The organism is Lentilactobacillus sp. TOM.63, from assembly GCF_030361045.1.
In the GTDB taxonomy this organism is placed as follows: Bacteria; Bacillota; Bacilli; order Lactobacillales; family Lactobacillaceae; genus Lentilactobacillus; species Lentilactobacillus dabitei.
Map to the genome: position 1 here is coordinate 16,675 of NZ_JAUCAP010000019.1, position 23,232 is coordinate 39,906.

At 41.5% G+C, this 23,232-nt stretch carries 20 protein-coding genes; 17 read left to right on the forward strand and 3 right to left on the reverse strand.

Annotated elements, in window-relative coordinates; all coding sequences use genetic code 11:
• The first annotated feature begins 19 nt into the window (after window positions 1–19).
• The 5 genes from QUF07_RS05485 (at window position 20) to QUF07_RS05505 (ending at window position 7,993) form a co-directional block, all read left to right on the forward strand.
• Window positions 20–1,012: a D-2-hydroxyacid dehydrogenase gene (locus tag QUF07_RS05485; RefSeq protein WP_289426958.1), complete on the forward strand. Its 993-nt coding sequence runs from the start codon at window positions 20–22 to the stop codon at window positions 1,010–1,012.
• 11 nt (window positions 1,013–1,023) lie between these two features.
• Window positions 1,024–1,530 carry a pyridoxamine 5'-phosphate oxidase family protein gene (locus QUF07_RS05490; protein WP_217161983.1) on the forward strand — a complete coding sequence of 169 codons (507 nt, stop codon included), beginning with the start codon at window positions 1,024–1,026 and terminating at the stop codon, window positions 1,528–1,530.
• A gap of 488 nt (window positions 1,531–2,018) precedes the next feature.
• Window positions 2,019–4,232 (forward strand): DUF5776 domain-containing protein, encoded by a 2,214-nt coding sequence (locus tag QUF07_RS05495; protein WP_289426950.1) that lies wholly within the window; start codon window positions 2,019–2,021, stop codon window positions 4,230–4,232.
• Between the two features lie 80 nt (window positions 4,233–4,312).
• A complete protein-coding gene (locus QUF07_RS05500) occupies window positions 4,313–4,507 on the forward strand; it encodes a hypothetical protein (RefSeq protein ID WP_217341375.1) in 195 nt (64 codons plus the stop codon).
• A 327-nt stretch (window positions 4,508–4,834) separates the two neighbouring features.
• Entirely contained in the window at window positions 4,835–7,993 is a 3,159-nt protein-coding gene (locus QUF07_RS05505; protein WP_289426951.1) for a Cna B-type domain-containing protein, read from the forward strand.
• 244 nt (window positions 7,994–8,237) lie between these two features.
• Here QUF07_RS05505 and QUF07_RS05510 read toward each other — a convergent pair whose 3' ends face one another.
• Complete coding sequence (locus QUF07_RS05510; RefSeq protein ID WP_289426952.1) at window positions 8,238–9,446, reverse strand: MFS transporter; 1,209 nt, start codon at window positions 9,444–9,446, stop codon at window positions 8,238–8,240.
• A 603-nt stretch (window positions 9,447–10,049) separates the two neighbouring features.
• On the opposite strand from QUF07_RS05510, the gene QUF07_RS05515 reads away from it, so the two are divergent.
• The gene (locus QUF07_RS05515; protein WP_289426959.1) at window positions 10,050–11,789 is read left to right on the forward strand and encodes an ABC transporter ATP-binding protein; all 1,740 of its coding nucleotides are present in this window, start codon (window positions 10,050–10,052) and stop codon (window positions 11,787–11,789) included.
• Window positions 11,790–11,892: 103 nt separating this feature from the next.
• On the opposite strand, the gene QUF07_RS05520 is transcribed toward QUF07_RS05515, so the two are convergent.
• Both QUF07_RS05520 and QUF07_RS05525 read right to left on the reverse strand, forming a co-directional pair.
• Window positions 11,893–12,756 (reverse strand): LysR family transcriptional regulator, encoded by an 864-nt coding sequence (locus QUF07_RS05520; protein ID WP_289426953.1) that lies wholly within the window; start codon window positions 12,754–12,756, stop codon window positions 11,893–11,895.
• Between the two features lie 40 nt (window positions 12,757–12,796).
• A complete protein-coding gene (locus QUF07_RS05525; RefSeq protein ID WP_289426954.1) occupies window positions 12,797–13,456 on the reverse strand; it encodes a histidine phosphatase family protein in 660 nt (219 codons plus the stop codon).
• Between the two features lie 161 nt (window positions 13,457–13,617).
• Between QUF07_RS05525 and QUF07_RS05530 the strand changes: the two genes are divergently transcribed.
• From QUF07_RS05530 to ptsP, 11 genes are all read left to right on the forward strand, one after another.
• A complete protein-coding gene (locus tag QUF07_RS05530; RefSeq protein WP_217341370.1) occupies window positions 13,618–14,394 on the forward strand; it encodes a PTS mannose/fructose/sorbose/N-acetylgalactosamine transporter subunit IIC in 777 nt (258 codons plus the stop codon).
• Between the two features lie 13 nt (window positions 14,395–14,407).
• Window positions 14,408–15,304 carry a PTS system mannose/fructose/sorbose family transporter subunit IID gene (locus QUF07_RS05535; RefSeq protein WP_217341369.1) on the forward strand — a complete coding sequence of 299 codons (897 nt, stop codon included), beginning with the start codon at window positions 14,408–14,410 and terminating at the stop codon, window positions 15,302–15,304.
• A gap of 24 nt (window positions 15,305–15,328) precedes the next feature.
• Window positions 15,329–15,745: a PTS sugar transporter subunit IIA gene (locus tag QUF07_RS05540; RefSeq protein WP_217341386.1), complete on the forward strand. Its 417-nt coding sequence runs from the start codon at window positions 15,329–15,331 to the stop codon at window positions 15,743–15,745.
• Window positions 15,746–15,814: 69 nt separating this feature from the next.
• Window positions 15,815–16,297 (forward strand): PTS sugar transporter subunit IIB, encoded by a 483-nt coding sequence (locus QUF07_RS05545; RefSeq protein WP_217341368.1) that lies wholly within the window; start codon window positions 15,815–15,817, stop codon window positions 16,295–16,297.
• Between the two features lie 59 nt (window positions 16,298–16,356).
• On the forward strand, window positions 16,357–16,998 hold the full coding sequence (locus tag QUF07_RS05550; RefSeq protein ID WP_217341367.1) for a DUF2614 family zinc ribbon-containing protein: 642 nt from the start codon (window positions 16,357–16,359) through the stop codon (window positions 16,996–16,998).
• 265 nt (window positions 16,999–17,263) lie between these two features.
• On the forward strand, window positions 17,264–18,739 hold the full coding sequence (locus QUF07_RS05555; protein ID WP_289426955.1) for a BglG family transcription antiterminator: 1,476 nt from the start codon (window positions 17,264–17,266) through the stop codon (window positions 18,737–18,739).
• Window positions 18,720–19,145 (forward strand): PTS sugar transporter subunit IIA, encoded by a 426-nt coding sequence (locus QUF07_RS05560; protein ID WP_289426956.1) that lies wholly within the window; start codon window positions 18,720–18,722, stop codon window positions 19,143–19,145. The genes QUF07_RS05555 and QUF07_RS05560 overlap by 20 nt, the downstream gene beginning before the upstream one ends.
• Window positions 19,145–19,600, forward strand: coding sequence for a PTS sugar transporter subunit IIA (locus tag QUF07_RS05565; protein ID WP_159206375.1), 456 nt, complete (start codon window positions 19,145–19,147; stop codon window positions 19,598–19,600). The genes QUF07_RS05560 and QUF07_RS05565 overlap by 1 nt, the downstream gene beginning before the upstream one ends.
• A gap of 11 nt (window positions 19,601–19,611) precedes the next feature.
• Window positions 19,612–20,985 (forward strand): PTS galactitol transporter subunit IIC, encoded by a 1,374-nt coding sequence (locus tag QUF07_RS05570; RefSeq protein ID WP_159206376.1) that lies wholly within the window; start codon window positions 19,612–19,614, stop codon window positions 20,983–20,985.
• Window positions 20,986–21,015: 30 nt separating this feature from the next.
• Complete coding sequence (locus QUF07_RS05575; protein WP_159206377.1) at window positions 21,016–21,306, forward strand: PTS sugar transporter subunit IIB; 291 nt, start codon at window positions 21,016–21,018, stop codon at window positions 21,304–21,306.
• Window positions 21,307–21,361: 55 nt separating this feature from the next.
• Window positions 21,362–23,089 carry a phosphoenolpyruvate--protein phosphotransferase gene (gene ptsP, locus QUF07_RS05580; RefSeq protein WP_289426957.1) on the forward strand — a complete coding sequence of 576 codons (1,728 nt, stop codon included), beginning with the start codon at window positions 21,362–21,364 and terminating at the stop codon, window positions 23,087–23,089.
• The last annotated feature ends 143 nt before the right edge of the window (window positions 23,090–23,232 follow it).

The following is a 23,232-nucleotide window of genomic DNA, read 5'->3' on the forward strand; positions in this document are numbered from 1 at the left end:
TAAAGGAGTTTGAAATAACATAATGAAAATTTTGATGTATACCTCACGCCCCGATGAAAAGGCCCCAATTGATGAGTGGGCCAAGCAAAATGGCGTCCAAGTTGATACCAATACCGTGCCATTAAGTGAAGAAACGGTTGATCTGGCTAAAGGTTATGATGGTATTTCGGTTTTACAACATGGCTCAGTTGGCGGCCCAGAAGTTTATCGGCAGCTCCACAAATTTGGCATCAAGCAGATGGCCTTGCGAAGTACCGGCTATGAAATCGTTGACCTCAAGGAAGCGGCCAAGAATGATTTAGTTGTCACCAATGTGCCTGCCTACTCACCTCGTTCAGTGAGTGAGTTAGTCTTAGCCCACGTTATGTGGTTATTGCGCCATCTGGGTGAAGTTAAGGAACGGGAAGATCGGGGCGATTTCAGTTGGAAGGGCATCGAAGCCAAGGAAATTCATACATTGACTGTGGGGATTATCGGTGCCGGCAAAATTGGGAGTGCGGTTGCCCGAATCTTTAACGCCTTAGGGGCCACAGTAATTGCGGCTGATCCCATTCACCGCCCAGAATTAAATGATACCCTCACTTATGTTGACCACGAGACTGTCTACAAGACAGCGGATATCATTACAATGCACACGCCATTGACGACTGAAACCCACCACATCATCAACGCCCAAGTCTTCAAGAAAATGAAGCCAACCGCGATTTTTATTAATGCGTCAAGAGGACCGGTTGTTGATACGCCGGCGTTAGCTGCCGCTTTAGAGAATCATGAAATTGCTGCGGCTGCTATTGATACGATTGAAGGAGAAAATGGCATTGTGGGCCAAGACTTATCCGGCCAGCCAATTAACAATGAGAATCTAAAGAAATTGCTGGCCATGCCAAATGTCAACGTTAGCCCTCACATTGGATTTTACACAGAAGTGGCTGTTCAAAACATGGTTCAGTTTGCCTTAGATGATGTATTAGCCGTTCTTAATGGTCAACAGAGCCCTCATCAAGTTAATTAGAGGCTAGACAAATGCGTAGAAAAGATCGAGAAGTTACTGATATTAATGAAATCAAAGCCATCTTGCATGACTCCCACGTCATTCACAGTGGCTTTCGGACTGAAGATTACCCGTATGTGGTGCCAACCAACTTTGGTTATGAATTTGACGATGCCAATCACCTCACCCTGTACATGCATGGCGCACCAGTCGGCCACAAACGGGATTTGATCAAACAGGATGGCCGGATGGGCTTTGAAATCGACGATGGCGGTCAATTAATGACGCCAGAAGATCCCAAGGAAAACACCCCGAGCTTTGCTTATCGAAGCGTGATGGGGTATGGGGACGCAGAATTGGTTGACGATCCTGAGATTAAGCGTCATGCTTTGCAACTGCTCTTGTCACATGAGACCGGGCAATCGATTGATCTGTTTGATATTTCAGAAAAGACCATTGATTACGTTGGGGTGATCAAGGTTACTGTAAAGAACTACACAGCTAAGGAACATGTAGCTGGTGAACCGGGATTTAAATAAAATAACCATTTAAATATTAATTTAAAGCGGCATGATCTGGTGAGAATGGAACTGGCAGGTCGTGCTTTTTTGTTGTCATAGAATGTATGAAACCGATTACGTAAATTGATACGTTGACTGGTTACTTATGTTAAAATAAAATTGTTTAAGGGTAGTTGCCATAGTTCTTATAAGGGCTGTGGTTTATCAAATTTGAGGGGGAGTTATGTTATGGATAATATTAATTATCATCAAAGGACAAAACTACGGGGGACTATTAAGATCGTTATAGCAGTCATCGCGACAGTTCTGTTCTCCTTATCGTTTAATTTGATGGGGGGCAGCAATCAGCTCTAGCCGCTGACTCTGACGCAACCTATGTTCCGTGGAATGGTGGAAGTACGGCTCAACATGATGCTTGGATAAAGGCCAACGTTGACCCAAATTGGAAGGGTCAAGCTGCTGCAGATGCAATTGGCCCCGATGTAACGGGCAAACTTGATGATTGGATGCCGGACAAGAGCTTACAGGCAATTGTTGTCAATGAATTATCCTTAGATGGTGTTCAGGTTGATGGGGAAAATGTGACATCGCCTGATCAAATCAGTAAGAAACTACTTGAAGATAATTTAACAGGTATTAATTATGCAACTACAGATGATAATCAGACGGATAATGAAGACATATTTAATGCGATCTTGAGTGTTAAATCTTTAACGGGATTAGAGTATGCGAAGAATTCATCCTACATTTCTTTGAATGCTAGTTATTCAGCGTTTACAAAATACAATGTTCCAGTAAGACGTGGGGAACTTAGCGATATTGATGCACTTAAAGATTTGAAGAATCTCTCGGGAGTAGACTTTCAGAGAAATCAAATACATGATATTAGTGCACTTGCCAATAAAACGTTTAATACTCTTGATACTTCATTTACTGGCTTATATGGGAATAGAGTTACTGATGCTTCTCCGTGGGGACGATCTAATTTTGTTGACTCCTCAGGAGATAACTTGAATAGTCAGATTTATGTTTTACCAAACATAAAATTGAATCCCAAAATGACAAGTTACACAATGACCTCTTTTGCAATTAACAGTGAGGTAAAAAACATTGTTGGTGAAAACATTCCAATTGTTCCATACTACGTTGGGAAAATACCACAAACTAATTTTGCAAGTGGTTATAGTAGCACCGCCGATGGAACAGCAGATACTAGTGCTAAAACGATTACGTGGACTAATTTGAATAAAGATGGTGATGGGAAGGGGACCCTGACGGCTTATTACAACGACACGTTACTCGGAAACACACCATACGATGGGGTCATTGTCCAACCGTACACATTGGATGATACCGTTGGAAATATTAACGTTATTTATAAAGATGAAGGTGGCACTGTTCTTGGATCATCAACCATTTCGGGAACTGAAAATGACTTGTGGAACTATGCCATTGGTAGCGATGGCTTAACATTAGCTGATCCCGATACAAGTGACAATAGCAAGGATGTTAATGATACGCTTCAACAGTTGGAGGCAACCAACGGATATAAGAGTGTTACAGCTGATGGTCCTAAGGATTCCAACGGGCAGCAAAATGCCAAATATTCTGTTGCTGATACTACGGCTGGGTTACCAACGGTTACGTATACGTTTAGTAAGACAATCCCAGTTCAAAATATTTCCTTTAACGTCAAATATGTTGATAGTGACAACAAGCCACTTACCATCAACGGTAAGACGCAAGAAACGTTCAATGATAAATCTGGGGCAGATTGGAATTATACGATTCTAACTGTTAGTGGATACACGTTTGACCACTTTGCTACGAGTGGGACTGCTCCAACTTTCACAACAGGTAAATTATCTGGTACGTATGGCCCAAATAGTAAGGATATTACTTTAGTTTATAAAAAGAATACCCCAACGCCACCAACCCCACCAGAGCCTAATCCAACACCAGTTAACCCAACACCAAATCCAGCTCCAACGCCATCAACCCCAACAGTAACCACGCAGCCAGCAACTCCAGGCATTGCCAAGAAAGGTGAAGCCGTTTATGCCTTGAAGAAGATCTATATGTATAGTAACAAAGACTTCAAAAAGAGTGCACGAGTTGCCAGCTATTCCAAGAAGCCGCGGATTAACCGACCGATGTTTGTGGTAACGGATTATGCGACCTCCAAAGCTGGTAACTTGCGGTATGTTGTTCGTGATGTGAACCATCACAGCAAAACTGCCGGCAAGAAGGGTTATATTACTGCCGACTACGCCTTTGTTCGGCCAGTTTATTATCACAGTTCTCATAAGACGCTGATGGTCATCAATCCCCGTGGTGTCAATGAATATACGAACAAGAACTTGACTGGTAGGGTTAAGAACTTCAAACAAGGCACTCAGCTCAAGGTGAAGGGCTTTGTTAAGCATAACTTAACGACTCGTTACCTCTTGAGTAATGGTCACTACATTACCGGAAACCGCAAACTTGTGATTGCTGGTAACCAGAAGCAGCCTAAACAAATCAAAGTTAAGAAAGCCATTTACCTTTACAACAATGCTAACTTCAGTAAACGTACGAAGCACATCAAGGAGGGTACCGTGTTGAAAGTTAAGAAGTGGGAGTACTCACATCCATACTCAACTACGACCTTTGGTGCTAAACGTTATGCGGTTGCTGGCGGTTATGTAACTGTTAATAGTCATTACGTGAAGGTAATTTAATAGAATCAACAGCCTTAAACCGACGGGCAAATTGCCTAGTCGGTTTTTGTCAGGAAAGGTTTAGGGGAGAAATGACTTGTATGCCAAAAACAGTAAAAATTGATAAGCCGATCAAGGAATATACTGCTACCCCTGAAGATAAAGCCGAGTATGAGCAAGGGAAAGCCAGACTTATGGCAGCTTACAAGTTCATGAAGGCTCGTGAGGACGCCGGCTTAACTCAAAGAGAGTTAGCTACCGCTTTAGGCAAGAAACTAGATATCTCTTTAACTTAGTACAGGTTGATTTATCAATTTGAATTTAATGAAAATCCGCGATCGCTGCCGATAACTGAATCTTAGTTATGGGTGGCGATTTTTTTGTATTCAAGTTCCATATTTGGTACAGGGCTTCGATTGTTCATGGCAATTAGGCAATAAAATCAGATAGATATTTAACTCAACAATTATAAATTAGTAGTTTACACATTAATCACCAAAAAGTTATAAAAGTGATGCGTTAATGTTGCAACAAATTGAGTGGGTTGATATATTGATGATGGAAATAAGGAATTAGGGGTGTCATGTGAGGACTGCTCCACTCACTTTTTAGGGGGAAATTAAATGAAAACTTGTTGTCAACCTACCCAACGGATCCGGCATTGGCTCGCGTCCGTTGGGGTGACCATCTTAGCGCTTTTACTATTTACGAATGGAATGGGGGAACTGGTATACGCCAGCGTGGTAGCCGACAATAACCAATCAGTTCAAATCGCGACTGAGAATCCGACTGATAGTTCGGCAAATCATCAGTCTGCACCGGCTGAGTCGCAGTCTGTACCTGCAGAGTCCCAGACTGTGGAAGCCCAAGCTACCGAATCCCAAACTTCAACTGCGACTGCGCAACCGGCAGAAGCAACTCAGCCAGCTCAGGTACCTTCAACGCCAGCAGTTACTGAAGCCAACCAGGCACCTGAGTCTCATGCGACACAACCAGCAACTCAAACGAAGGCAGTAGACCCAACGGCAACTAATCAGCCAGCTCAAACAGGATCTACCCAGCCAGCAACTGCACCAGTTTCTAATTCACCGGCGCCAGCAACTTTCGAAGCGTCAGCTGTGTCCACCAACAGTTCAAAAACTGCGGAGACAACGGATTCGAGCAAGCAATCAAAAGAAGCCGGCCAATCGAGTAATCAGTCAGCCACAACGAAACAAACAAATCAAACTGCTGCTAATAGCCAGCAAAACTGGCAAGAAAATAATCTAGCTAACGAAACTGAGAAGGCAGCTCAACCAAAGATTCAAGCGGCACCAGCTAAAATGAAAGCGACAACGGTCATGGATCAACTCGTCGTTACCAACGAGCAACAATTAAATGATGCCTTGAACGCGGCGCCTAGCGATGGCTCAGGCCAGACCATTACGCTTGGGAATTCATTTTCAACGGTTCATGGATTCTTTATTAAACAAGGCCAAAACATAACCTTTATCAATGAAGGCGCCCCGGTGGAACTAAGTATTGGTTCACAAATCAAAGTGGAAACGGGCGCTATGGTCACTTTTAAAGGGAACCAAAAAGATGGGATCTCAATTGTCCCGACAAAAGATTTTGCAGTTCCTCGGAATTTTAAAACGACCGCCACCTATTCGGCTCTCCATATTGATGGCACTGCCGATTTGATCAACACAACGATTAAAGATTTTAACATTAAGCCATATCTGCCTTCCTACAACGATGGTCCGGTGACAGTTAGTGGCGGGACGTTAACAATGGGCCAAAATGCCTATATTACCCATAATCATTTATTCGTTGATCCTAACTCAGGGACAATGGGTGCTGGTGGTATCTCGGTTAATAATGGTGGCACGGTTATCATGAATGAAGATAGTTACGTTACCAACAACTCGACTGAGTGGGGTATTCAAGAAACTACTGGTGGCATTTCACTGCACAAAGGATCTCATCTCATCATGAACGGTGGTCATATTGACGGCAACTCCGGTCCCGATGCCGGTGGTGTTGTGGTAGGCGACGTTAGCAGAAAGGACAAGACATACCCAATTTCAACGATGGTCATGAATTCAGGAACCGTAGATGGTAACATTTCCTGGCATCACTCAGGTGGTATTTTCGTTAATGGTTCGGCTGATGTAACGATTAATAGCGGCTCCATTAGCCGAAATCAAACTGGCTTGGTTGGCCGCCAGCCAAACCCAGTCGCAAGTGGTGGTGCGTTCGTTGTCCACCAAGGATATACGCAACAATCGGGTACCGCTGAATCCTACAATCTTAACAATATCGGGCGCTTAACCATCAATGATGCCATTATCGATGGCAACCACGCTTCCGCAGCCGGCGGTGGTCTCTACGTCAATTCTAATAATGTCACGATCAATAAGGCGACCATCACCAATAACGTTGCTGACAAGCATGGTGGCGGCATTTACGTTAGTATCGCCGAATATAACCTCCATTTGGGGAATAGTTTGATTACTGGCAACGAAGCTAACGCCGGGGAGCCAATTACTTCAGGCGAGACTCAAATGCTAGCCGGATCTGGCGGCGGTATCTGGTTCTGTCCGACGGGTAACGCCGAAATTTATGTCACTGATGGGACGGCCATCTTTGGTAACAAAGCTCTCACTCAAGGTGATGAAGTATTGAGTGAAGCTAAAACTGGTGGTGAAGTAACCACCTTGGCTAACAGAATGCTTGGTGGCGGTGGCGTTGATTGGTATCATGATCGCGATGGCCAACAAGAAACCGATGCAGTGACGATTGATCACGACAGTGGCTTTGTCGGCTTAAAAAATCAATCAACTGATGCAGCCAAAGCAATCGCCGCTGGCCTGGCAACCGTTCTGATCAAAGGCAACAAAGCACCTCGGGGCGGCGGCATTGGCTCCAACGGTTCAGTTATCTTTGGCAATCACCTTGTCGGCACCAAAACGATTAAGGTTGCCAAGGTATGGGAAAATGACGGCAAAGTTGCCCAACCTGATAAAGTTGCCATTAACCTTGTCTTAGATGATCCAACCAGTCCACTCAATGGTGGCGTAATTGATACGATTGAACTAAGTGCTGAAAATAACTGGCAAACTGATTTTGCCGGCCTGCCAACCAACCTGAAGTATCAATTAACTGAAGGGGCGGTTGCTGGCTTCACCCCTGCGTTTGGCGAACTCAAAGACTTAGGAAACGGCGTGTTTGAAATGACCGTAACGAACAAATCAATTGGTAAAGAAACAACGCCAGACCAGCCAACCACTCCGGTTGATCAGCCTAAAATACCAACTGAGCCAACGACACCAACTGGTGAGATTGTCCCAGGCAATCCGGCGGTTATCCCTGGAACACCAACTACGCCAGAGGTTCCAACAACGCCGACGACAAGTGAACCAGAAACGCCAGTCACCACTCCTAAGAAAGTCACTGAACGGCCGAAGGCACCAACTTCAGGGGAGCAAAAGGCCCATCCAGAGATTCCAGTTGATAAAGTGAAGACCACTCAATCAGCTAAAGGAACGCCAACCGCTCCATCACTGACAAAACTCGACCAGCCAACCAGTCAACCAGCTGCTCGTCAAGTAGCTAACTTGGTTGAAAAACCAGTTCAGGCAGCAATGCCGAAACCGGCTGCTTCTGATTTACCAAACGAGCAAGCCGCTGAATTACCTCAAACTGGTGATCAAACTTCGATACTTGCCGTTATCTTGGGAATTAGCCTGCTCATTGTGATCTCAGGTTGGCTGGTGTTACGACGAAAAAGTTGTGACTAAAATGACCGAGTTCAAGAATGAGTAAGTGTTCGAATTATAAATAAAGCAGCAAATTGTGTGACATAGTTTGAAATGCTCGCCAGTCATGACAGATAATAACTTCATGACTGGCGAGCATTCTTTGATGTACAAGGGATTATTAGATTACGAAGTACGATAATCGCTGATAAATCAAGGATATCATGCTTTTTTTGAGAGATTTCTTATTATGAGACTCTTCGACTTGTTATTGAAATTTAATCACTTATTTATTGGTTACGGGATTAGCAGCGGCAGATTTGGCTGCCTGATGTCGTTTGATTGCGCGATTGGTTAGCATCACAAACATCATTGCCAAGGCTGCGTAAACGGCACCGCCTAAACTGATTTTATCCAGACCAACTAGGCCGGTCATGCTTGATGCGGTAGCCGATCCAAGAGAAATGCCGAAGTTGAAGAAGATGGAACTGAGGGATGACGCCAATACCAGTGATTGCGGGTAATCCGATTCTGCCGTATTTAGAAAATGAATCTGGATTGGGGAGTTCATAATCGTCACAATTAAGGTTAAGACGAGCAGGATACCAAAACCGGAAACCTTGTTAAGTAAGGCAAACGGCATCAGCAATAGCAAAATGATATCGGCTGTGTAAAATCTAGGCATGAGTCGCAAGCCGTTTGGTCGAGCGGCAACTGCTCCTGAGAGGCGGTTGCCAAAGATGCTGACAATTCCAAGGACGAACAGCAACCAATTTAAGCTGGTGGTACTAAAGCCAAGCAAGGTGGTTAACAGTGGTCGGACGTAAGTATAATAAGCGTACATCGTTGCGGCCATGAACAGCGTAGAGAAGATGGCAAAATAAATGCGGGGATCCAGTAGCAAGGTGAGCTGATTTTTAATTGACCCTTGGGTTTGTTTGAGGTTGCGGGGCAAGATGAAGACTAACAGGGTAAAGGTAACGATGGTCAACCCGGAGATACCATAGAAGGCATAGCGCCAACCGAGACTGGTACTGACAGTTACCCCAATTGGGACGCCAAAGACCGAAGCGATGCTGAAGCCGGCGAAAATCCAGGAGACTAAGCCAGCTCGTTTATCACGCGGAGCAATCGTGCTGGCAAAGGTCATGACCAGAGAAATGATTGAACCAGCTGTCGTTGCGGTGATCATCCGCGAAATGACCATAAATAGATAATTTGGAGCCAATCCACTCAGCGTATTACCAATAAAGAAGACGACGATCAACGATAACAAGGTCTTGTAGCGACTGTAGCGGCTGGTCAAAACGGTTACGAAGGGGGTGCTGATTGCATAAACGGTGGCGAAGATGGTGACCAGGTAACCGATGGTTGACAACTTGACGTCAAAGGTGCGGGAGAGATCGGATAACACCCCGACGACAATAAACTCGTTGCAGCCCAGCATAAAAGCAACGAGGACGAAAATAATTGATTGTAATTTGAAACGATTCATATGTAAATTTCTCTCCTTATGTCAGCTATAAAACGAATTGCACACTGTATTAAATATTAGCATAGAAGATGAGGACAGGGAAGAGCAAAGAGAGTGAGCGGAGTAAAGCGGTTAACAATCGGAGTGTAAGTCTCCAGTGAGGGAAATTCCCGGTTCTGGAATTTTTCTCGCTGGTGCTTACATGCAGATTGTTGCTTTACGCAGCTGTCCTAAAATAGTGAGCGGAGTAAAGCGTTTAGAAGTCGAAGCGTAAGTCTCCCCAGTGGAGAATTCCCGGTTCTGGAATTTTTCGCTGGGGTGCTTACGTGTAGATCTCTGCTTTGAGGAGCTGTCCTAAGAACAGTGAGTGGAGTAAAGCGTTTAGAAACTGGAGCCTAGGTCCCCTTCTCCAGAAATCCCCGATCTTGGGATTTTTGGAGAAGGTGCTTAGGTGTAAGTTTCTGCTTTACGCAGCTGTCCTAATGTGAGCAATTCCTTTGACAGAGTGCCTATAACCGTGATGTAATTGATTGTCTTAAAGTTTAGCGAATTGTTCATTAAGGGGGCGGGGGCGTGCAAACTAAATCAAAAACCGCAACAACCAATGATGATAATGCCATCACGATGACAGCGATGTTCAAATTTGTCTTCGGGACCGTTCTCAAACGGCCGTGGATCTTGGCACTTAACGTTGTTGTCCTAACCGTGTTATCGTTTATGGACTTCTTGTTGCCGCAATTTAACCAGTACATTATTGATCATGTTATCCCGAATAAGGATACGGGGCGGCTGGTTATTGTCGTTGCGTTATTACTATTAACCGTGACGATCTCAGGAATTTTCACGTACCTTTCAACGTATTTTATGGGCGTGATGAGTCAGGGAGCCATTACTAATTTAAGAAATCAGTTGTATCAGTACCTGATTCGGTTGGATACGCACTTCTTTGAATCCAGCAAGACCGGTGATCTCATGGTGCGACTCACTTCTGATATCAATAACCTGCAAAACTTGATTTCACCCAATATGCTGTCGCTGATTGGCAGCTTATTTACCTTTATCGGCGTGCTGATCTTCATTTTCTACGTCAATTGGATTATGGCACTGGCGGTTAGCTTAACCTTCCCGCTGATTTTTCTAGTGGTGCGGATTTTTCGGACCAGAATTCGAAATTCTTACCAAAAAGCTCGGCAATCCCAAGCATTGATGACCAATCAGCTGCAAAACACCTTGACCCAAATTCAATTGATTAAGAGTTACACAACTGAAGACTTGGAGTCCAGCCGTTTTAGTAAATTGGCTAATCAGAATAAAGACAACATCATTGAAGCAACCCGCAATCAGGCGATTTTCTCACCACTGATTACTTTTATTCAGTATTTGGGAACGGCGATTGTCTTGCTGCTGGGAACACTGTTTGTTTTCAAAAGTCAGTTGACAATTGGTCAGCTGGTGGCTTACCTGAGCTATGTGAGTATTCTGCAAAGCCCAATCAGTGCCTTCTCCAGATTGCTGAATCAATTCCAGCAATCACTTGTGTCATATGGGCGAATTGTCCATATTATTGGGCTGAAGCCGGAGATTGTTGACGCGCCAGATGCAGTTAATTTTCCAACGATTAAGGCTGGCGTGAAATTTGATCACGTGACCTTCGCGTATGCTTCGGAGGATGCGGAAGATCCACATAAGGCAGCGATCCAGAATGTGACGTTTGATATTCCCTTTGGCAAACAGACTGCTTTGGTTGGCCATTCAGGAGCTGGCAAGTCGACGATCACTGATCTGCTTGATCGCTTGTATGACGTGAATAGCGGCCAAATCTACTTCGATGGCATACCGATTAATCACATTAAATTAAAGTCGTTGCGGCAAAATATTGCCATCGTATCTCAGGACATTTTCATTATCGATGGGACGATTGCGGATAACATTCGTTATGGGACGCCCGGAGCGACCGATGAAAAAATATGGGAAGTTGCCAAATTGGCCGATATTGATGACTTTATCCATGGCTTACCAGAACAGTTACAGACCCAAGTGGGTGAACGGGGAATCAAATTATCCGGCGGCCAAAAACAGCGAATCGCAATTGCCCGGGCACTACTAAAAGATGCCCAGATTGTCGTTTTGGATGAAGCCACTGCCTCACTGGACAATGAATCCGAAAAGACCATCCAGCACGCATTGGAAAATCTGATGGAACAACGAACGTCACTCGTCATTGCCCACCGGTTGTCCACGATTCATAATGCCGACCAGATCCTCGTCGTCGATAATGGCAAAATTGTCGAACGGGGAACGCACAATGAACTGATGCAGGTGAATGGGTACTATAAGCAGTTGTATGAGGCGCAGTTTGAGTAGGAAAATATCACTAAAAATGATCTGTCATAAAATTTCGGGCTTTGGAGCTAGAAATTTTGAATGCAGATCATTTTTTATCGTGGATATTTATGAAGAAGGACCGTTAAACTAAGAACGATCTGAATCTTAAAATGATATCATCAAGCTTTTTCTTATATGGATTGGCTAAATTATCAATTGCGATGATTGGTAGCTTTGGAATTGGTTCTATTAGACGGACTTCTTTAATTGGAAATTTATGATTAATGTACTGCTGAGCCAGAGATTTTGGAATAATTGCCCAAGCTTTCCCATGATTGAGATAATGAGAAAATGAACTACAAGAATCTAATCTTATATATGGATCAATTTGATTTCCCCAGCAAATCACGTGCCATTGGTCGTATTGTTCGTTATATGGAATATAGACTTCATTTGATGGCGATAAGCTGTCAATGTCGATTTGGTCTGGAATCTCATTTTGCTGAGAAGTAATTAATGTAAGTGATTGATTTCCAATCTGGCGAGTGCTTAACCCGTATCGAGGTGCGTTTGTAAAACTAAATCCGATATCAGCACTATTATTAGTAATCGATTCATAAACTCCAAAAGTTGATGACCCTTTAATGGTGAACCTCAGCAATGGATCATCTTTCATTACCTGAGGGATAATAAAGGAAAGAGCCGCTTCAATAACATTCGTGGTACTAGCGATTTTAATTTTTGAATACTCTGCGTTTTCTTTCAGTGTTTGGACATCGTGAGATAAGGAAATGAGTTGTTTGGCAATAACTAGAAGGCGATCCCCGTATGGTGTTTTTGAAATCGTTGATTGCCCTTTAATTCGGTTGATCAGCTTAACACCTAGTTGGCTTTCTAGTTTTCGTAATCGATTGCTTGCTGCAGCTTGTGTTATAAAAAGAGATTCTGCAGCCCTAGAAATTTGCTTATATTTAACTATTTGGACAAACGTTTCTAAAAGTTCCAAGTTCATTTGTCTTCACCACGTTACTTTACATAGTTTGCATTTATGATTTATCTAGACTCATTTTATTATATGAAACAAGATTAGCAGCGGTTAATTCTATTTGTAGCACTGAAACAGCGCCATTCTTTGGATAGTCATTCAATGTTTTAATTCCGTTGTCTTCTGCCAAAGAACGGATAAATGTTCCATGAGTGACCAGTAAAATATTTGCAGGAGCAACGCAGTTGTCACGAATAGATTGAATCCCATCATGCCACCTGTTGAGCACCTGTTCGGATGTTTCAGCAAGATGACTAGGATCTTGGAGATGCATTAGTCTGCGTGCTTCGGGTAAACCTTTGGCTCGGATAATATCACTTTGGGTATGATAGCCAAACGGTTCCCCGACTTTAAACCAAGTTTCGTCCGAATCCAAGCCTTCAAAGAAGCCAAAAAGAACCTCTCGAAAATCTTTGCTTTCAAGTGTATGAGCTGGTTGATGATTAAGTTGGTTGAGAATGAGGTCTCTTGTTTGTTTCGCTCTGCCTAAATCAGATGAAACAACAGTATCAAAATCGAGTGATTTTAAAATTTTGCCTGCTTGAATTGCTTGTTGTTTTCCCTTTTCAGTTAGCTCAGAATCACACCATCCTTGCATTCGATCGAAACTGTTCAGGAGGGTTTCTCCGTGACGAACGATGTATACCATTAGAGATGCCATATGAATTACCCCCAAATATTTCATATATAACGATTCATTATATATAAAGAGTAAGATATTCAGTATTGTAATGCGAGCGATTTCATTTATAATGTTAATTAGGGATTTGAATAATCTCGAGACAATTATAAATTGAATTTATTTTTTGGGGAGGTTTTATTATGCACGTTACATTGTCTGTTTGGCAAGCCTTACTAATTGCGATTTGGGTTGCATTGGTTGAATCTCGAATTTTGGGTTTTGCAACTTTAACAATGCGCTTTAGCCCCTTGATGACAGGGATGATGGTTGGAATCATCATGGGGGACTTGAAATCTGCAATGATTGTTACTGCTGCAATCCAATTGGTGTATATGGGATTCGTTGCTCCAGGAGGGGCATTACCCGCTGAACCAGCTATTGCAACAGCCATTGCCGTTCCGGTTGCACTATTAGGTCATATGAGTCCTCAAGGAGCTATTGCCATCGCGGTTCCCGTGGGATTGCTCGGAAGTTATCTATATCAATTCAGATTTTTCCTTAACACTTTTGCACTTAAACCAATGGATAAGTTTGCTGCAGAGGGCAATGCGCGAGGGCTACGGTTGTCAATCATGGGGATCCCCACAATAATTTCGTTTTTGCTCTTTATTCCATTAATTTTTATTGCACTCTACTTTGGCGCTCCGGTTATTTCTGGCGTGGTAAGTAACATTACTCACGGTACTGTTATTCATGTTCTAAATAGTGTTGGGGGTGGTTTAGCCGCATTAGGAATCGCGGTTATCATGCAGGTTATCGGAAAACAGAAACTGCTACCGTTCTTCTTCCTGGCTTATTTCATGAGTGTGGCTTTTGCCAAGCTCCAAATCAATATGACGATTTATGCCATCTTTGGGACAATCTTTGCAATTTTGTACGTGATGTTCACTTCGAACAGAGCATCCGACAAAGCTTGAGGGAGGTTATAATATGAGTGAAATTAATCAAGCAGCTCAGAGTGATGTAGAATCACAAACTGATGAGCCGAAACGAATTCCGCAACCCGATAAAATAACGAATAAAGATTTGATGAAATCGTGGTTTGGCTGGTGGTGGGCCAATGAAGTTAATCATACGTTCGACCGAATGCTAGCTCCGGCCTTTTGCTTTGGACTGATTCCTGCCTTAAAAAAGTTATATAAAGACCATGATGAATTAGCGAAGGCCTTTCAACGACATCTCCTCTTCTTTAACACCCAAGCAACTTGGGGTGGTGGAACACTTACCGGAGTTACGATTTCACTTGAAGAAGCCCGCGCTAAAGCGATGGCAAACGGTGAACAGCCAATTTCTGAAGATATGATTAATAATACGAAAGTTGGTTTGATGGGACCTCTTGCCGGAATTGGTGATTCAATCGACTCTGGAACTGTTCAATATATCTTCATTGCAATCTTTCTTCCGTTTGCGCAAAAGGGAAACTTTTTGGGTGCATTATTGCCATTCCTTTGTTTCGCAATTGCTACTTTTACTTATGGTTATTACTTTACAAAGTTGGGCTACTCTTTAGGTCGTGCCGCTGCTAAGGAAATTATGACTGGTGGTAGAATGGCTGGAATTATCGATGGACTAGGTGTGTTGGGCCTTTATATGATGGGAATTCTTGCAGGTCAGTACATTAATATCAAGAGCTATTTTAAATTTACCATTAATGATAAAACTTTTGATATCCAGCAAATCCTTAATACAATTTTGCCGGGGATTTTACCGTTAACTGCAGTTTTGTTGCTCTACTTGTATTTCCAAAAGCAAGGGCTAAAAATTACTCGGGGACTTTTATATCTTACTGGTGCATTAATCTTGCTTAGTATTTTCTACATTATTTAATAAACTGAAGGGATTGTGTTGAATATGAAACGGGCATTTTTAGTAATTACCCATGGAAGTATGGGAGTTGAAGCAGTTAAAAGTCTTGAACTATTGATGGGCCCACAAAAAAACGTCACCGGGCTTGGACTTGTACCTGGTGAATCTGTGGATGAATTACGGGATAAGGTATATGCCGTTCTGGAAGAAAATCAAAAAACATATGATGAAACGGTCATAATTGTTGATCTGCTGGGTGGGAGTCCCTCAAATGTTTCATTATCCACGTTGGCTAAGTATCATGAAATAAAGATCATTACAGGCTTGAATTTACCTTTATTGGTCAATTTACTAAACTTTACCGATAGTGTTGATGATACAGAACAGTTGATTAATGATTCAATTGACGTTGCCAAAGATGGTATCAAGTTGATTGATAAAAATTTTCTGAAGCATAAATAACTAAAAGTCAGTATATAATGTATTTAGACTAATTGTTTTATGGAATTACAAAATTCGGAGGTGTTCGTAATGGGAAAAATTAATTTAGCTCGTGTGGATGATCGATTAATTCACGGTCAAGTTATGACTAAGTGGACAAAGGGTTTTGGTACAAATGCAGTCTATGTTGTTGATAATGCTACTGCAGCGGATGACTTTATGAAGGATATCTATATAAGTACAAATTCAACTGGCGGACTTGATATCAAAGTTTTTAGTGCTAAAGAAGTTGCTGAGCAATGGAAAAAAGATCAGTTTGGTAGTGAGAAGGTTGTCATGGTATTTAAGTATGTCAAGGAAGTTAAAGAGGCATTGGATGCAGGATTAGAGATTGAGGCCCTAAACGTTGGCGGTGTTTCAAAGAAGCCTGATGCCAAATTTGTTATTCCCACTGTGGCACTAAATGAAGATGATAAAAAGTTGCTGACAGAGATTCATGATAGCGGTATTGAAGTATACTTCCAGACGGTTCCTGATTCAAAGCGTGTTAGTTTCGAAGATGCTATCAAGTAATTTGTAAATGTTATTCATAGATGCTAGCTAGGTAGAATGATATTAGGGTGGTCACAATCTTGGAAAAGGAATATAAAGTTTATCCAGATAAAATAAGAACATATACGACGAGTTCAATCTTTTTGGCTTTTTCGTTAATGTTTTTTAGTGTTGTATTTCAAGATACTTGGTTGATAGCCAAGGCTTTTGCGATCTTCTTCGCCTTATTGTTCCTGTATAGCAGCATTAGAACATTTCGAAATGGGCACTTGAAAACTCCTGACTTTGTTATTAGCCATTTGGGGGTTCGTGATAACACTCGTGAGACGCCTCTCCAAGTTCCTTGGTCAGATATCTTAAAGATTGAAATGGTTCCTAATAATGCCGTAATGCAAATTTGTATCTTGTGTAAAAGTACATTACAAGATGAGCAAAGTAAAACTATTGCCTTACAAGATAATTTAGCTAACAATGGTAATCTGGCATTTTATTCTGTTATGATTGATGGGTTTAAGTTTCGCCAAAAACAATTTCTTGCTATTTTTAAAGAAATTGAGCGCCAAGGTGTTAAGTATAATCCACAAATTTTAGTGTCTGAATACATTGATCCAGAAACCAAGAGAAAACTTTCAGATCAGCGAGAGGCTCAAAAAGACATGTTTAGAAGACAGAACAAAGAGCTAACGCGTCAAAGTAAAATAAATAGCAAATTATGGCAGTAGGTTTCTTTGGTTTGTTAATTATATGTTGTGAATCGAAACAGGTTACGAACAAATATTGCTCGTAGCCTATTTTGTTTGGCGCCAAGTGTAATTTGTTGAATAACAAGAAAATGATGACATAATAAACAAAGGTTTTTGAAAGTAAGATTAAAGTTAACAATTTGGGATGAATTCAATGACCAGTGAGCATTGTCCATTGCAACGGACAAATATTTATGCTCAATTTTAAGAAAACGCTTTATTCTTTATACAAGGGGGAGGAGCTATGGATAGCACAAGCGAAAAAATGATTATGACCCTTTCAAAAACGGATGGCTTTGTTACAGCTGTCGATATTGCAACTAAGCTTGGCGTTTCAGAGAAAACGATTTATCGAAAAGTTCGCCAAATTAACGATTCGCTTGGTATCGATGTTATTCATTCTGAACGGGGTCGAGGGTATCGAATTAATTACGACCAATATCTAGTTGCCACCAATAGGAATACTCATAATGATATTGTTGATTATTCGCCAGTGGAGCGTCGTAACAAGGTACTGTTGAACATTTTATTTAATGCACCTTTTTCTATTTCGGTAGATGAATTGTATGATCATTATTATGTGAGCAATGACTTAATTCAACAAGACCTATCAACCCTGGCTAAGATTTTAAAAGATTTCAATGTCCAGCTAGTGAAACGGGGAAATAAAGTATCTGTAAATGGTGACGAAGAAGCTATTCGTCGATCCATTAATATGACCCTCGTTCAAAGTAACTTGATGAGTGTTGACAGTTTACAAGGGTTTGCGAGTGAAGTTGCCGATATTAACATTTACGATAATCAATTTTTGACGGCTCAAATTGAATGGATTCAACGATCACTTAGTTTAACTATTCCATATCCCTATAACGTTAACATTTTCTCTCACTTGTACATTCTTATTAAGAGATTTAGAACTGGCAAAGTAGTCGAGGATAATAAAGCGAAAAAAGTGTTCACGGATGAAGAAGAAATCATTAGGGATAACAGTGAGTTTTTCTCTGTTGCTTCGGATGTTATCAAAAACACCTCTGATTATCTGCACACCAAGTTACCGGACGTTGAGAAGTATTATTTACTGCAATATTTGATTTCAATGAGATATGATCATGATGTTACTTTTAATGGCATGGTTTCTGATGAAGTCCTTGAACTCGTAAATTTATATACTCAAGGATTTAATCTTACGGATTCAAGCCCAAGAATTCAGTCCTTAAAGCAAGATCTTATTGGTCATTTAAAGCCAATGTTGAATAGGTTAGAGAATCATATCATTGTTGCCAATCGGTTGCTTAATGATATTAAATTGGAATATGGTGCATTGTTTGAAAAAGTTAAATCAATCTCCAAACAGGCGAGCCAGATAATGATTAATAAAGCGCCGATATCTGATGATGAGTCTGGATTTATTACATTGTATTTTGCCAAATATTTTGAAGAAAATCGACCAGCAAAGACAGCTTTGATAATGTGTGCCAGTGGGGTTGGAACTTCTAAATTGTTATACGCTAAGGTCCATCAGGCATTTCCAAACTTAAAGATTGTTGGAACTCTCTCAAATGGTGAATATCAAAATAATGAAGAAAATTACCAAGATGTTGATTTAATCATTACCACAGTTAGTATCCATCCAGTCAATCAAACTCGAGTAGTTTTATCGAGTGCGATGTTTACCCAGGCAGATAGAAAGAGTGTTGAAAGTGCATTATACGGGACTTAATTATATTGTATTTGATTGTAACCAGAGTGAGGCCTTGGGCAAGTTGACCGAGTTAGTCCGGCAATATCACGTTATTGATGAGCCCATCAATCGCTTGCTTGAAGATGTTAAAAAGCGTGAGAAGTTAGGTAGTACCGAAATATATCCTAAAGTAATTATGCCTCATATTAATGAGGCATACGTTAATCAAACCACTGTCATTATTATGAGATTTGGGAAAGATATGGGCTTTTTAGGCTATTCAACCATTCGTGCAGCTGTTTTGGTGCTAACAAACGGTGCTAATGATGCCCTTGCGGAATTCATGCATGCACTGGCTGATCCACAAGTTTTTGAATATATTTTGGATTTAAGCCATTCAAATGATGATGTTAAGGATTATTTCATTAAAGGAGGTGAAAATTAATGTTATTTGATAAAGACGTTATTTTATTTGATAAAGAAGCGACAGACAATAAGGATGCTCTTGGGATTCTTGCTGATAGCCTTTACAAAGCGGGGTGTGTGAATAAGGAATTTAAACCGGCAATTCTAGAACGTGAGTCAAATTTTCCAACCGCTTTAAATACTGAAACAATTGGGGTAGCCATTCCTCATACAGATGCTGATAAGGTTATTGAGCCCCAAATTGGGTTCATGAGGTTGAAAAATCCAGTTCATTTTCTACAGATGGGTGACAACTCTGATGTTCAAGTAAAACTGATTTTTATGTTGGCGTTAAAAAAATCAGATGATCAATTAAAGATGTTGCAAACGTTAATGGGATTATTCCAAAACAAGGAAACATTGACACAATTAGAAACTATTAATGATAAGAATGAATTTTTGAAGATTATGAAAAATGTTGGAATTATCAAATAGGAGGCTCACACATGGATGCAATTTCTAGTGGATTACAGTGGTTTGTTAACCTGGGAGCCAGCGTTATGCTTCCAATACTACTGTTTTTCTTCGCTTTAATTTTGAGAATTAAGCCAAGTAAAGCATTCAAAGCCGGTTTAACCATTGGAATTGGTTTTATTGGATTGAATCTTGTAATTGGAGTGTTAACCAAGAATCTTGGCCCTGCTGCTCAATCGATGGTTAAAAACTTTGGTCTTCATTTAGGCACCATTGATATTGGTTGGCCAGCAGCTTCAGCGATTGCTTATGGAACTGTTCTTGGCAGTCTGGCAATCCCTGTTGGCGTTATTTCAAATGTTATTTTGCTATTATTAGGATTAACCAAAACGCTTGATGTCGATGTTTGGAACTATTGGCATATTGCGTTTACTGGGTCGTTAGTTTACGTTGTTTCTCATAGTTTTGCTTTAGGATTGTTCACAATGGTTGTTCATGTCATGATCATTTATCTTTTGGCTGACATGGCAGCACCCCATATTCAGAAGCAGTATGGTTTGGAAGGAATTTCGTTCCCTCAAGGCGCTTCGGCACCAGGATATATTCTTGCCTTACCACTGAACTGGATTATGGATCGAATCCCTGGAATCAATAAGATTAAAATGACACCAGATACAATCCAGAAACGAATGGGAATTTTCGGTGATTCTTCAGTAATGGGTCTATTCATTGGTATCGTCATCGGAATCCTTGCTCGCTATTCGGTAACCAAGACATTACAACTGGGTGTCAGCACTGCTGCCGTCTTAGTCCTAATGCCTCGGATGGTTTCCCTTTTAATGGAAGGATTAGCACCAATTTCTGAAGGCGCCAATAATTTTGTTAAGTCACGTTTCCCTGGTCGAGATTTATATATCGGTATGGATAGTGCCTTAGCAGCTGGTAATTCAACCGTTCTTTCATCCGCGTTAATTCTTGTACCATTAACTTTATTTATTGCCGTTATCGTGCCTGGAAACCATGTTTTGCCATTTGGTGATCTGGCTACATTACCCTATATGATTGCCGTCATGGCTGCTGTTTTCCGTGGTGATATTTTCCGGACAATCGTCGGTGGGGTTGTTGATGTTATCATCAGTCTTTATATCGCTTCTTGGGTAGCACCACTTGTAACTGCCGCTGCTCAGGGTGCCAAATTCAATCTTCAAGGGAATTCATCAATTTCAGTGTTGAGTGATGGTGGTGTATGGACAACTTGGTTGATTGTTGGTCTCGGTAAAGTGATGACTTGGGGCGGAATTGGTCTAATCGGATTGGTAACCTTGGCTTTGATGGTATGGTATAATAAATTCCGTGGTAAAAAAGATAAAAATCATGGAAATGACGCTGTAGAAGCTGATAATTAATTGCGTTTATATACGCAGAGGTGAAAAAATATGAAAACTATTATGGTTGTTTGTGGTAGCGGAATTGCAACATCTACTGTCGCTGAAGGAAAGATTAGAGACTATCTTCAATCAAAAGGTGACTTGGATAAGGTCAAGACTTACAAAGGTAATATTGCTCAGTATGTGAACAATGTTGATGATTACGATGTTTTCGTAAGCACAGTTGTTGTGCCTGATAACATTAAAGATAAGGTTATTAACGCCGTTCCATTGCTGACCGGAATTGGAACTGATAAGGTTTATGATCAAATTATGGATAAATTGGGCTTTGAAAAGTAATGTATAATTATTTATTTTTGATGATTATAATTTGAATAAGTAAGGAGGGATGATTTTGTCGAAGAAAATTGAGGGGATCGCTGCTAGTGACGGTATTGGTATAGCTAAGGCCTACCTTCTAGTAGATCCTGATTTAAGCTTCGAAAAACACTCCGTTTCAGATGTTAATGCGGAAGTTCAACGAATTCATGGATCATTTGATGCATCCATCGCAGAACTGAAACAAATCCAAGCAAGGGCTAAGTCAAGTCTTGGCGATGAAGAAGTCGCCGTATTCGACGCCCACATCGCCATGTTATCCGACCCAGACATGATCAAACAAATTGAAGATGAGATCAAAAATGATAAGGTGAATGCAGAACAGGCGTTGACTGATGTCACAACTAATTTTGCTGAAACTTTAGCAGCCATGAAGGATAACAAGTATATGCAGGAACGGGCGGCTGACGTCAAAGACGTTGCCAAACGAGCTTTGAGCCACTTGCTGGGTAAGGAATTACCCAACTTGGCCTCGATTAACAGCCCTGTGATCATCGTTGCCCATGAAATTACGCCTTCGGACACGTCACAGATGAACAAGAAGTATATCAAAGGAATGATCACTGATATGGGTGGTCGAACGAGTCATTCGGCAATCATGTCACGAACCTTGGAGATTCCAGCTGTTGTTGGTTCTGAAACCGCAACTTCAGAAATTTCCAATGGTGATCAACTTATTCTTGATGGTCTGAACGGGGTTGCAATTGTTGCTCCTTCTCAAGAAGAAGTAAATGATTATGAGCAAAAGGCCAAACACTTCGCTGCTCAACGGGCGGAATGGGCTAAGCTAGTTGATGCACCATCGGTTTCCAAAGATGGTAAGGAATTTGAAATTGCTGCTAATATTGGGACCCCAGCAGATATGGATGATGTCCACAAAGCTGGTGCTGATGCAGTTGGGTTGTTCCGAACCGAGTTCCTCTATATGGATAGCGATGCGTTACCAACCGAAGATCAGCAATTTAATTCCTATAAGACAGTTGCTGAATCCATGAATGGCAAGCCAGTTGTTATTCGAACGATGGATATTGGTGGTGACAAACCATTGCCATACCTGCCATTACCAGAAGAAATGAACCCATTCTTGGGCTACCGGGCCATTCGGATTTCCTTGGATCGGCAGAATATCTTCCGAACTCAGTTGCGTGCTTTAATTCGGGCATCCAAGTATGGCCAAATCCGAATTATGTTCCCAATGATTGCAACACTTGACGAATTCCGAAAAGCCAAGAAAGTCTTTATGGAAGAGAAACAAAACCTTCAAAAAGATGATCCTAAAATTGGTGACAATATCAAGCTTGGTATCATGATTGAAATTCCTGCGGCAGCGATCTTTGCCGATCAATTTGCCAAGGAAGTTGATTTCTTCAGTATTGGAACCAACGACTTGATCCAGTATTCATTTGCTGCCGACCGTGGTAATGATGCAGTGTCATATCTGTATCAACCACTGAATCCAGCATTATTGAGATTAATCAAGCACGTCATTGATTCAGCTCATGCAGAAGGTAAAATTGCTGCAATGTGTGGCGAAATGGCCGGCGACCAACGGGCATTGCCACTCTTGCTGGGCATGGGGCTTGATGAATACTCAATGAGTGCCAGTTCCATTTTGAGATCTCGAAGCCAGATGAGAGACCTGACGACCGGCGAATGCGCCGCAATTGTTGATGAAGTCCTCGCTAAGTGCCAAACAGCGGACGAAGTCGAAAAATTAGTTAATGAACGACTCGGCAACGAGTAATACAAATAATTATTGAGGCTACCTTGAATTTAGCACCAAGCTCAATTCAAGATGGCTTCTTTTTTTGGCTCTTCGTCAACTGTTGTTGGTGAAACTAAATTGGCTCTTCGTCAACTGTTGTTGGTGAAACTAAATTCGAGTTC

What these genes read in the sequence shown, in the direction of transcription:
- QUF07_RS05490 (WP_217161983.1), top strand. Translation starts at nt 1,024, where the DNA reads ATGCGTAGAAAAGATCGAGAAGTTACTGATATTAATGAAATCAAAGCC.
- QUF07_RS05495 (WP_289426950.1), top strand. Translation starts at nt 2,019, where the DNA reads ATGCCGGACAAGAGCTTACAGGCAATTGTTGTCAATGAATTATCCTTA.
- QUF07_RS05500 (WP_217341375.1), top strand. Translation starts at nt 4,313, where the DNA reads ATGCCAAAAACAGTAAAAATTGATAAGCCGATCAAGGAATATACTGCT.
- QUF07_RS05505 (WP_289426951.1), top strand. Translation starts at nt 4,835, where the DNA reads ATGAAAACTTGTTGTCAACCTACCCAACGGATCCGGCATTGGCTCGCG.
- QUF07_RS05510 (WP_289426952.1), bottom strand. Translation starts at nt 9,446, where the DNA reads ATGAATCGTTTCAAATTACAATCAATTATTTTCGTCCTCGTTGCTTTT.
- QUF07_RS05515 (WP_289426959.1), top strand. Translation starts at nt 10,050, where the DNA reads ATGACAGCGATGTTCAAATTTGTCTTCGGGACCGTTCTCAAACGGCCG.
- QUF07_RS05525 (WP_289426954.1), bottom strand. Translation starts at nt 13,456, where the DNA reads ATGGCATCTCTAATGGTATACATCGTTCGTCACGGAGAAACCCTCCTG.
- QUF07_RS05530 (WP_217341370.1), top strand. Translation starts at nt 13,618, where the DNA reads ATGCACGTTACATTGTCTGTTTGGCAAGCCTTACTAATTGCGATTTGG.
- QUF07_RS05535 (WP_217341369.1), top strand. Translation starts at nt 14,408, where the DNA reads ATGAGTGAAATTAATCAAGCAGCTCAGAGTGATGTAGAATCACAAACT.
- QUF07_RS05540 (WP_217341386.1), top strand. Translation starts at nt 15,329, where the DNA reads ATGAAACGGGCATTTTTAGTAATTACCCATGGAAGTATGGGAGTTGAA.
- QUF07_RS05545 (WP_217341368.1), top strand. Translation starts at nt 15,815, where the DNA reads ATGGGAAAAATTAATTTAGCTCGTGTGGATGATCGATTAATTCACGGT.
- QUF07_RS05555 (WP_289426955.1), top strand. Translation starts at nt 17,264, where the DNA reads ATGGATAGCACAAGCGAAAAAATGATTATGACCCTTTCAAAAACGGAT.
- QUF07_RS05565 (WP_159206375.1), top strand. Translation starts at nt 19,145, where the DNA reads ATGTTATTTGATAAAGACGTTATTTTATTTGATAAAGAAGCGACAGAC.
- QUF07_RS05570 (WP_159206376.1), top strand. Translation starts at nt 19,612, where the DNA reads ATGGATGCAATTTCTAGTGGATTACAGTGGTTTGTTAACCTGGGAGCC.
- QUF07_RS05575 (WP_159206377.1), top strand. Translation starts at nt 21,016, where the DNA reads ATGAAAACTATTATGGTTGTTTGTGGTAGCGGAATTGCAACATCTACT.